Origin of the sequence: Vibrio sp. 10N.237.312.B06 (assembly GCF_041464685.1) — a bacterium.
Lineage (GTDB): Bacteria > Pseudomonadota > Gammaproteobacteria > Enterobacterales > Vibrionaceae > Vibrio > Vibrio tasmaniensis_A.
In genome coordinates this window covers 1-10,769 of the sequence record NZ_JBFSPI010000121.1, presented here as the reverse complement: position 1 = coordinate 10,769, position 10,769 = coordinate 1, and the positions used below count along the sequence as shown (strand labels likewise).

Genomic DNA, 10,769 nt, shown 5'->3' with positions numbered 1-10,769 from the left:
TACCGATGTATTGTTGAACGCGAAATGTACAGCAAAGATCAACACGCCCTAATAAGCGACCGTTAAATAGCAGTAATAGACAAAACTGGGGATCGCGGTCAAGTAGTTAGTGCGACCGGTTTCTGTAAACGATCGCTGAATCACACTATTTTAATTCCTGAATTGGGTGCGGAATGACGGTTCTATATTTAAATACAAAATAGATTAAAACTACAAAAATAAGAAAAGCTGCCATAGCAATTGGCATATTCGCACCGAGGGCTAATAATTGAGAAGCAATGATTGCTGCAATGATTGTAGCGAAGCTAGACAAAGAGGTAAGTCGGCCAAATAGCAATCCAGAGTTCTGCTTTCCCAGTCTACCAATCACAAAAGAAGAATAGGAACTAGACATTATGGAAATGAATGAACCAGAAAATAGAAATAGAAAAAGTGAAATTTTATCATTAAATAAAGCCATAATAGAGTAGATACATATTAGACATATGGAGGCGGAAATATACAGTTGCAATGAACTAAAAATAGAAACTAAACGTTGTATTAGAACAGCACTTGTAAAAATCATAATGATAGTCATTACAGCGTTAATTTCAGCTATATCACTTGGAGAAAAATTAAGTGTCAATGTCATCCAAGCAGGCAGAAAATGGTACGCAGTACCAATTGCCATGCCAGTCAATAGATGTACGCCCATAAGGTTTATATATTCTGATTTCTGAGAAGTACTAGTTTTAACATCATTTTGATTGATATTCGTCCGTTCAGGTAGATTCAACTTCATGTATACAATTACAAGTGAAATAGAGTATACAACACTGACAGATAAAAAGATTACTTCGGCTCCAAAAGGGTAAAGTAGCCCCCCAACTATGGGACCACACATTAAGCCAGTATAAGAAGCCGCATTTACCTTGGACAATGGGACCATTACGTCATTTTTTTCAGCAAACTCCGCTGCCATTGCTCTCGCCAAAGATATCTTTCCCTCGAACATACCCAACAGAATTCGAGACAGAAAAAACAATTCAAAATTATTCATCATAATCGTTATTGCCGAGAAGATATAACCAAAGATTGAAAGCCCTATTGACGTCATTAGTAGGATTCTCTTGCCATACTTATCTGAGAGTTTTCCAATAATGGGAGATCCAATGATAATACCAAGTGGATAACTTACTAATAAAATACCAAATGCAGTTTCTTTATTAACTGACTGAAAATACATAAAAGAGAAGCCGTCTGACTCCAACACCATTGGTGCTAGGATAGGATATACCAAGGATACCCCTAAGCCTCCCAATAGAACTATAAAATAAAGAACGATCATAATAGTCCCTCCACTATTCTATTTAAGTTTTTCAAGATACCGACTACTTTATTCACAATATCGTAATTAGATAGTGAAATTCTAATAGTGTTTTTCAAACCAGAAGGTTCAATTACCACTGATATATCATGTTTTTCCAATGCAGAAACAATTGATTCTAACTCGAATAATTCTATAGTTATGAACGTAGTATGGCTATCGTATACTCTCTTGATGCCTTTAAATGTTTTTAAAATCATAATTAGTTCTGCACGTCTCTCTTTGAATAGCTGTATATCATCTCTTTGTGTATTAACTGCAAGCTCTTGTTTTAACGCTTGTATCACTGGTGTGGACAAAATAAAAGGTTCTTGCATTGACTTCAAATGCCGAACATTTTCTTCGTTAGAAAGAATAGCTCCAACTCGTAAACCCGCTAATCCTAACGCCTTGGAAAATGTGCGTATCAACATTACATTTTTTAAATCTTTTAAAAGTGCAACGTTTGATTCGGCTTCAGACATTTCAATATACGCCTCGTCAATAATAACCAAGCCATGGTAACAATGTGCAAGGAGTTTAATTTGTTGGTGACTAAGTCGAGTTCCAATTGGGTTGTTTGGATCGCATAAGACTATTGCTTTTGTCTTTGAATTTAGAATAACGTCTAAGTTAAGTTCATTGTAATGAGGTTTTTCTAAAGTAGTTTTTACAACATTTAGTCCATGCACTTCGGACCAATGAATTAACCCGAAAAATGTAGGAATTGGTATACATACACTGTCTATTGCAGGTTCAAGGAACGTATCCAGAATTAGTCTAAAAGCATCAACAGCTCCAGCAGTTAACAAAATATTTTCTTTGTGTAAATCAGTTTGACTTGCATTTGTTGTTATAAAGTTCTGGAAACGCGCGTATTCAGAAGTTAAAACACTATAATCAGTTTCTGGATATAGTTTTAAATAAGAGCCATATGGCGGTTCGTTGTTGACTAGAGTACGGACATTTTTGCTATGCGTAATTTGAGGCAATTTTTTTAATGCAATTGCTCTTGGTTTAGGTAGCTTGCTCATTTTAATAGAGGAAGGGCCATTGACAGCCCCATTTTTCATGCTAATAACAACATCACCACTGCTTTTTGGTAAAGCTCGAATACTCACGCCTGAATATTTACCATCTATTAGAAAGAAGCCATATAGTGGAAACGCTTCTATTACTTCATATCTTCCGTTTGTATTTAAAGTTACAGTCTCGTGGAATGATGGGGGAATATACTGTTGAACTATATATTTAGAATTTACGAACTTATTTATATACTTTCGCCAGCAATCAGGAGGTGTACTTTTTCCAATTATTACATCTTTTCCACCATATCCCGAACCAGGTTTGATAACGTAATCATTTTTATGCTGACGTACATGTTTGGCTACATCACTTTCCAAAACAAAGGTCTTTGGAATATATTTTTCAATAAATTGAGAGAAGTGCTTTGGCAATTCACTCTTCAATTCATAAAATTTTGCAAACCACATTTTATTGGCAATCAGGCCATACTTTGGTCCTCCAATAACATTTACTTGCCTAGAGCTACACCCATCTAGAATTGCGCGATATTTATTTTCATCTAACAATATATCATTCAATGAAAACATGGGAAGTATATTAGTTATTTCTTTCCCATCACCTACATATGATCCGTTAACTAACTCCACTTGAGATGAACGAATAACTTTAACAGAACTAGAATTGAAGTTCTGCAGTTCAGCCGCCAAAACGTCTAGCGAACTTTTCATTCGTTCAAAATATTTATCATCTTCAATGATATGTAATGTAGAAGAGCTTGGATAACGACTTATGATGTATTTAGCCCAGAGCCGCAATGTATCGTATTCACAGTCATCATGATCAATTAATCGTGATAGAGAGGAGAAAAACATTCCACCAATTGCGGCACCAATATTAAGTTCTAGTATTTTAGGATCAATACCATCGAAAACCACATCAGGTCTAGCGACAAAATTTTTATCTATATCTTCATCCATTGCAAAGATTATTTCTATTTCTTTTTGAGAGTAACCTAAATACTTAGCAACCAACGAGTAATTATTATCGAAGTACTCGCCTATAATAAAAAAAATTAGCTCATTGAGCAGCTGGAATTCTGAACCAAATTTAGAGTAATTTACTTCCATTGAATGAGTATTAGCAACGTGAATACTTCCACCGTATTCGCAAACTCCAAGGTTTTTAATTTTATTCATTAAATTATTTAACATTTGTCAACCCTTCAAGTGCAGTAATGATACCCTTCCTCTCCACTTCAGTGGTTGAACAGCACCAGCCTATTTTTGCAACCCCACTTGAAATGTTCACGATTTTAGAGGTATTACTCGCTCGAATCGTCATACCGCCAAAAGAGTCATTGACTGAAAACAATCCTAAAACGAACTTAGCCGGCTCAACACTTCTCCCTGACTCGATGAGTGAATCAAACTCTACGGGCTCGTGAAAATTTTGTACTATAAAAGAACCAGTTTTAAGATTACATAACACGTCTTCTAAATCCGTTTCAGCAATCTCGCCTCCTATATAAATAGATTGCCCAGCAAAACCATCTACTTTTTTAAATATTAACTTGGATTTGTCTTTTAGGTATACAGGTATGTCCTCACGAACAAATAATTTGGTTTTGGGGATATACTCGTTTATAGCTTGAACCTCACCCTTGGTTAGTAACTTTTGAAACTCAGTGTCATGTAAGTAGGCCAACCATAACTTATTAGTTCTGATTTCATCTTCAAGTCCATTGATAAGGTTTGCTCCTTGACTCAATATTCTCCAAAAAAACTCTTCATTATCATCGGCGATTTCATCTATGCTAAAACCACGATAAAACAACGTGTTGCTATCACCTTCAAGCCACTCTAGATTCATTGTTTTGTCTGTGCACGCGTAAACGGGAATGTCGAAGCCAACTCGCTGAACCGCATCTCTCATTGATTCAAATTTGGGATATCCTTTAGACTGATGGCTTTCAAGATCAACAAATACTAGTCGTTTGTAGCCTTCGGAACGTGTCTTTAAATGTTCAGCTAAGATATCAAATGCTGAAAAGCATTTTTGAGGTAACCGTAATCCCAAAGTTCCACTTAAGCTGCTATAAGCTTCTGAGCAAATAAATCCCCCCACTCCAGGGTGAATGTTTAGCTCGACTACTTTATAGTTTTCTGTAGTTGGCACTACATCAGCTCTAGCAATAGATGTTTTAGGATGATATAAATTATCCCATTTCACATACTTATGATATTCAACAGAAACACCCAACCTTTCTAAAAACCTTTTTTCCCCGTCTCGCTCAAGTACAGCGCGAATGATTTTATTTTGAGCGGTGTATATTGATTTTAACGCGCGTGAAAGTTCAATGTAATCCTGTTTGTCTATACAGAATAACGACGGAAGCAGACGGTACATTTCATTACTCGCACCAGAATCAGTTACAATATTTTGGCAATTATTCGATGCTTTGGTGTAAGTAGAACAGTGTTGGACTCTCTCAAAAGCTAGCTGAATCGCTATATTATCTTCGGAAAACATAATGAAAATCTCTAATTAAAATGATTAGAGCCATATAAAATGGCTCTTGTCGTTACTATATTTCAGGTTCAAATATTTTTTGACTACTTTCTGTTGAAAACTCTCCAATCAAGTCAGTAATGCGCTCATGTATTAAATCCATATGCTTCCACCCTTCATTCAACGTTTTGGATAGAGACAGATACTGTTCTCTTGTGAGATTTTTGAAATGTTCTTGACCTATAGATGAATGATCATCGTCTGCTTCCGCATGAATCTCAAAGTAATCTTGTTCACCCTTTATAATATTTTTCAAATAGGACCCAAATATATGACCTGAAGTTTCTACAACTAGGTGCACTAATGCTAAACGTTGCACCTCATCAAGTGTGTACATAGAGTATACAAACCAATTGCAAGCTGACTCTAATTGAGCGTCATAAGGTAAGCTCGGATCATAATGTTCGCTCAAGAGTTTGTCATGCCCCAACTCTTCTTCAAAGTGATCAATATATATGGATTCAAACTCAACAGATTGAACAGTTGCTTGTCTAGCATGTAGCATTTTTTGAAAAGCTTTTGACCAACGCAATAGGTAATGCAAAAAAACTTTTCTTTTAGAAATACATTTAAACTCACCTTTACGCACTAGATCAAAAAGCGGATTCTGGTGATGATATAGTACATGTTTTTCATTTAGCTCTATTAATGATTCAAACCCATTACATTCAAATACAACACGAGGATTATTTTGGTTTTCATACAAACCAAGTCCTTCAAACTGCACCGAAAGACCTCTAAAGCATTGCCCTTCAATAGTTTTAAAACCATGTAGCGCTCCAGAATTTATGCATATAACATCGCCTTCATTCGCTAGTTGTTGTTTATCTCCCGTAAGGTACACAGAGCCCGATGTAACAATTATCATAGACTCAGTAGGATGCCGGTGATTTTCAAGAATTTCACCATCAGTTAACTTTACCCAGCTCAATGAACAACGTCTCGCATTATCCATAAAAGACTTTAGAATTGAAGAGTTCCTAAAGTCTCTGTGTTCACCAAGTTCAATTGTCTTACCATGATCAATAATTGATGTTATAGCTGGAACTGCATCTCGCGCTACAACTTTAACGTTTACTTTTTCACTTTTCACAAATATGTCCTTATATTATTGATGAATTTTTCTAGCTGCATGATTTTTCTCGTAATAGCTTGGCAGCAACGGAGGAAGTAGTTCTTCCAATTCAAAAATGGTATGTGACTCTAATTTTTCTTCTGGATAAAGTTTGCTATAAATTCGTTTTGTTTCTTCTCGAATTTTCTTTACAGCGTCAACGCCATTTTCTGAATCTATGTTTGATAAAGATTCAATTTCATCTATTAAAGACTGATACAGTTTTTCAGCATTATCTTGATTCCTTATTTTATGGACAATCCCTTGGTAATAGAAATCAGGGAATAGTACATTCGCTAGTTTTGTTACGTAATTCGCTCTTCTGAAGCGGAGACTGATTGACATAGAGTCGTCTATGTAGTCTGCGTAGTGCCAACATAAAGTAGGTACATACATACAGTCGCCTTGCTGAAGGACAACTTCTTGTCCTCCTGTAAAAGACAAGAAATCTCTGCGTTCTTTGTCTGTCATTCTGTCAATTGCCCACGCACCAAATTGAGTGAAAGGCAATAGCTTCTTAGATGATTTATGCGGCCAAATAATAAAACGTTTTCGACCAAAAACCTGATATAGAAAGCCATTTGTTCCTGCTTTATCAAAATGAATTCTTGCTGTGTTACCTTTATTCCCTACAAAGCATTGATTTACTATTGCCTCACTCTCGTTATCTTTTGGATTGCAAACGGTAGGTATATTGTAAAGGGACGCTAGTTTCTCAGGCGATTGGAACTCCATACACATTACTTTCGACTCGGGGTTATTCTCGATATAATCGAAATACTCCTTTAGGGTAATACTTCTTTTTTTGGTATGTTCTGATTCAACATGGTCGTTTTTAGTATTAATATCATTAATATATCGACTCATGTACTCTTCTTGCACTTCAATAGGCAAGTTACACAAATGCGACAGAGTTTTTTCCTTTGTACTCAAATCAGCGATAGGTTGCCCCGCAAAAAAATTCTTAATTACGACAGGTTTAAGCTGTTTTATGTATTTATTAAAAAATTCCTCATCTCCCGGATATTCAATATAATCAAAGTCGTTAATTTTTAAGTCCATTTGGTTCAGTCCTTATTTATTATTGATAATAGGGAACAGAGTGTGGCCACCTTGCTTTTTGGCACATTCGCTCTGCACATAATTCGTAACGCTGAAGAATCTCTTGGAATAATCGGGAAGAATAGAGGGGAAACATAAAAACCTTCATCAAACAAATATTTAGAAACTAGAATTGGGTTAGTTTCAGCTTTAAGGTCAATTCTCCGTATTGCTAGTCCATTGTTTGATGTTCTTGTTGGAGTTAGCTCATCGAACAAGCTAACATTGGTACGAAGCTTTTGTTGTAAGATACTAATTTCATCGCTCATATGTATTTTACTCGCTGCACTAATAGCACCTAATGTCGCTGTACTTAAAGTCTGCGACCAACACATAGGTCCTCCACAAAAATCCAGAATTTCTTTTTGCATTTCATTTGCCATCATTATTACCCCGCCGCCTGAACCGAACCCTTTATTCAATGAAGCAATAATAAAAGTTCGTTCATTTAGTGTATTAAAAAACGACTTGGCTACTCCAATTCCATTTTGGCCGAAACAAGATATTGAATGTGAGTCATCAATATATAGAAACAATCCATATGTTCTCTGTAACCTTTGTAGTTCTTCAAATGGTGCTACACCTCCAGTACTATATGCTCCGTCACATACATACACGACATTGTCATTTTCCTTGCATATCTCCTCTATTCGCTCGATGTCATTGTGTTCACATGTAACAACTGTGGTCTCATCAGCACAGCTAGGCTTCATAATGTTCATTGAGAAGTGCGCTCTTTTGTCAAAAATAACAATGGGCTTTCTTCCATCAGTGAAAACACCGCTTGCCAATAGAGGAAGTGTACCTACTGATGCTGATGTACAACTGGGAGTTAGCTTAATTGTGCAATCAAATAACTTGCTCAACTGCCCCTCACAGTGTTCGACTAGTTCATGACCAATTCTTGCCCTTGACAGCGAAAGCGCTATCATACCGAAATTATCTAGTGCGCCCATTGCTCCTTTCAATAATTCAGGGTGTTCATTTAAACCTAAATAAGAACAAGAACTCATATTTATAAATGAGTGACCTAACTCTGTCTTTAGCTGTCCCTGAGAGCTATTTGACACTTTAATTTTGGCTACGCCACCGTCAACAGCTTTTTTCCAATTCGGCATGCTTATATCAACCATTTTCATAAAATTGGCATACTTATTCATGAATCTGTGCCTCCCTAAACTAACTTTTGGATGATGTGTTTGGCTACCAGCAAATCTAAACTAGCATGGCCTGTAGAGCTAAATACTGTTGGAGAGTTTTTTAATCGTTTCGAATCCTGAGAAAACAGATCATTTAGCCCGATAGCATGTTTATGAGCATCTCCAGCTTCTTCTATTGCTGTTTTTAAGTCTTCAACGATAACAGTGGAATTTAAAAGAATTTCTCTCGAAACTTCCCGGCTAAACTTCGTATGTTTCCCAATGCAACTATAATGCACATTTTTATTGCTGCACATATTTTGAATAAGTGGCACATCACTTGTAGTAGCAGTACAGATTATATTCGCGTCCAGTACCGATTGTTCATTAGCATTACACCATTCAATCACTCGAACACTTGAAAGTTTACTTCTGATCTCATTTAAGTGACTATCGTTGTAACTTCTAGAGCAAATATTAATTTTTGTTATTGGTCTAATTGCAGTTATCGCTAGAATTTGTTGCATTGCTTGAACTCCTGCACCAAATACTGTCAATACATTTGAGTCGTTTGGAGTACAAAAGTCAGCTATAATCGCGGACACTGCTCTACATTTAATGTTGGTTATTGTGGCACCATCTAGTGTAAATAGGAGTGTTCCTTTTCTGCTATCAAATACAGTGACAATGGAATTAACACTAGGAATACCAATTTCTGAGTTTTCCTTACGATAAGTTGCTATTTTCGTAATGAAAACTCCATTTTCGTCACTTAATGCAGGCATTGCTCCATACGAGCCTTTTTCATCTTTTATAATTAACCTTTGCGGGGCTTGTATTTTTGAAAATGAGCCATCCTCGATCGAAAATTTTATTTCTTTTAATAGTTTTTTAAAATCAAGACTTGATTCGATTTGTTGAGAGGTAATGAATTTCGTCATTGTTTCCTACTTCACCTTTTTCGGAACTAAAAAAGAGCGTTCCCATTCAATAACTAGCTCATTTTTTTGATTATACCCACGAGTTTCGACTGTAACTATTCCATCTGAAGGACGACTTTTAGACTCGCGTAAACCTATAATTGTTGATTCTGCTCTTAATGTGTCACCTACAAAAACGGGATGGGGCATGTTTACATTTTTCCAACCTAAGTTAGCAATTGCTCCCATACTGGTACTCTTTAAACTCAAGCCACCAACAATGGAAAAAGTTACTAACGAAGAAACTAATGGTTTTTTAAATTCAGTTTTAGCTGCATATTCGTTGTCAATATGTAGTGGATGGGTGTTCATGTTGATCAATGATTGCCATATGTTATCGGTCTCCGTAATTGTTCGCCCTGGAGTATGTTCATAGGTTTCTCCTACGACAAAATCCTCATAACGAAGACCATGAACCTCAACAAAACGATTCCCTTCTTTACGCTCTAACCAACTAATTGCTTTTTTCATTTCCAACTATTCCCAATCTTCAGCAGCTTCTTTTAAAACTCGATTCGCATATTTAATCATTGGTGGGCCTGCCATTTCGCTTTCATTTCGACCGATGGATGAATTGGCAGTCATGTCGGTAGATACAAGTTGAGTAATTTTTTTTAGCTCTTGACTGCTAACTAATAGTGATTCATTAATATGTTTAACTTGAAATGGATGAACGGCTATTTTCCCTAGAAATCCCACTTGTTTACTTTCAGCGCAATCAAGTTTTATTATTGCTTCATCTCTAAGCTCAAAAGATGGGGAATCGATAGCATTAATATTTAGCCGAGCTGCCTCTTGGACAATTTGAGTTTTAACAATTTTAAAGTCAGTCTTTAGAGGATTCATTCCAATATCTAGAGCATAGTCTGCTGCTCCAAAAATTACCCCCTTAAGGTTATTAGGTGCTGATGTTAAGTCCCTCAACTCCTTCAATGCTTGAGTATTTTCTATGACTAAATATATGTCATACTTAGCGCCAAAAAAATCACTTACTATTTGAAGATCAGTTACAAGCCTTGCTTTAGGCAGAATTAGAATGTCTACTTTTATTTCGTTTTCTTTAAGATAGAGAAGATCAAGATACCCTTCAGTTGAGCTTAAAGAATTTATCCTTAAAGCCGATTTTTTGCCAGTTCGGGCTTCACTTACCAACTCGAAGATCTTATTTAAGGACAATCTTGCTCTTTCTTTTTGCTCATCTGGAACAGAGTCTTCAATGTCATAGTGAATGATATCAGCATCATATTTAATGCACTTATCAATTAACTGTTCATTAAATACAGAAGCACACAACCAACTTTTAAAATTTCTCATTTTTATAAATCACGACCAAGAAAATGTTAACTGAACATTACAGTCACTTTGTCTTCTTGTACATGTAGAGCACTACACCTCGTAAAATTTACATAAGAAACGTGACGCAGTGCACAGGGCTACCGCATGCTAGGGCGTGTTGATCTTTCGTGAGTGTTTTTTGAACAGCATGGTAAAGAGTT

General features: G+C 36.1%; 9 protein-coding genes. All 9 read right to left on the bottom strand.

Going from position 1 to position 10,769, the window contains the following annotated elements; translation table 11 throughout:
- Positions 1-145 precede the first annotated feature (145 nt).
- The 9 genes from AB6C75_RS21665 to AB6C75_RS21625 are packed head-to-tail and all read right to left on the bottom strand — an operon-like array spanning position 146 to position 10,587.
- Positions 146-1,327 carry an MFS transporter gene (locus AB6C75_RS21665; protein WP_371696237.1) on the bottom strand — a complete coding sequence of 394 codons (1,182 nt, stop codon included), beginning with the start codon at positions 1,325-1,327 and terminating at the stop codon, positions 146-148.
- Entirely contained in the window at positions 1,324-3,582 is a 2,259-nt protein-coding gene (locus AB6C75_RS21660) for an aminotransferase class I/II-fold pyridoxal phosphate-dependent enzyme (RefSeq protein WP_372109209.1), read from the bottom strand. The genes AB6C75_RS21665 and AB6C75_RS21660 overlap by 4 nt, the downstream gene beginning before the upstream one ends.
- A complete protein-coding gene (locus AB6C75_RS21655; protein WP_372109207.1) occupies positions 3,572-4,900 on the bottom strand; it encodes a hypothetical protein in 1,329 nt (442 codons plus the stop codon). The genes AB6C75_RS21660 and AB6C75_RS21655 overlap by 11 nt, the downstream gene beginning before the upstream one ends.
- Before the next feature lie 55 nt (positions 4,901-4,955).
- Positions 4,956-6,032, bottom strand: a complete 1,077-nt coding sequence (locus tag AB6C75_RS21650) for a cupin domain-containing protein (protein WP_372109205.1) — start codon at positions 6,030-6,032, stop codon at positions 4,956-4,958.
- 15 nt (positions 6,033-6,047) lie between these two features.
- Complete coding sequence (locus AB6C75_RS21645) at positions 6,048-7,115, bottom strand: cupin-like domain-containing protein (protein WP_372109204.1); 1,068 nt, start codon at positions 7,113-7,115, stop codon at positions 6,048-6,050.
- Between the two features lie 5 nt (positions 7,116-7,120).
- On the bottom strand, positions 7,121-8,314 hold the full coding sequence (locus AB6C75_RS21640; RefSeq protein WP_372109202.1) for an aminotransferase class I/II-fold pyridoxal phosphate-dependent enzyme: 1,194 nt from the start codon (positions 8,312-8,314) through the stop codon (positions 7,121-7,123).
- A gap of 14 nt (positions 8,315-8,328) precedes the next feature.
- On the bottom strand, positions 8,329-9,234 hold the full coding sequence (locus tag AB6C75_RS21635) for an ornithine cyclodeaminase family protein (RefSeq protein ID WP_372109200.1): 906 nt from the start codon (positions 9,232-9,234) through the stop codon (positions 8,329-8,331).
- A gap of 6 nt (positions 9,235-9,240) precedes the next feature.
- Complete coding sequence (locus AB6C75_RS21630; RefSeq protein WP_372109198.1) at positions 9,241-9,744, bottom strand: MaoC family dehydratase; 504 nt, start codon at positions 9,742-9,744, stop codon at positions 9,241-9,243.
- A gap of 6 nt (positions 9,745-9,750) precedes the next feature.
- Complete coding sequence (locus AB6C75_RS21625) at positions 9,751-10,587, bottom strand: CoA ester lyase (protein ID WP_372109196.1); 837 nt, start codon at positions 10,585-10,587, stop codon at positions 9,751-9,753.
- Between the last annotated feature and the right edge of the window lie 182 nt (positions 10,588-10,769).

Excerpts from the sequence above, each read along its gene's own strand:
- AB6C75_RS21665 (WP_371696237.1), bottom strand. The coding sequence starts at position 1,327 with ATGATCGTTCTTTATTTTATAGTTCTATTGGGAGGCTTAGGGGTATCC.
- AB6C75_RS21660 (WP_372109209.1), bottom strand. The coding sequence starts at position 3,582 with ATGTTAAATAATTTAATGAATAAAATTAAAAACCTTGGAGTTTGCGAA.
- AB6C75_RS21655 (WP_372109207.1), bottom strand. The coding sequence starts at position 4,900 with ATGTTTTCCGAAGATAATATAGCGATTCAGCTAGCTTTTGAGAGAGTC.
- AB6C75_RS21645 (WP_372109204.1), bottom strand. The coding sequence starts at position 7,115 with ATGGACTTAAAAATTAACGACTTTGATTATATTGAATATCCGGGAGAT.
- AB6C75_RS21640 (WP_372109202.1), bottom strand. The coding sequence starts at position 8,314 with ATGAATAAGTATGCCAATTTTATGAAAATGGTTGATATAAGCATGCCG.
- AB6C75_RS21635 (WP_372109200.1), bottom strand. The coding sequence starts at position 9,234 with ATGACGAAATTCATTACCTCTCAACAAATCGAATCAAGTCTTGATTTT.
- AB6C75_RS21630 (WP_372109198.1), bottom strand. The coding sequence starts at position 9,744 with ATGAAAAAAGCAATTAGTTGGTTAGAGCGTAAAGAAGGGAATCGTTTT.
- AB6C75_RS21625 (WP_372109196.1), bottom strand. The coding sequence starts at position 10,587 with ATGAGAAATTTTAAAAGTTGGTTGTGTGCTTCTGTATTTAATGAACAG.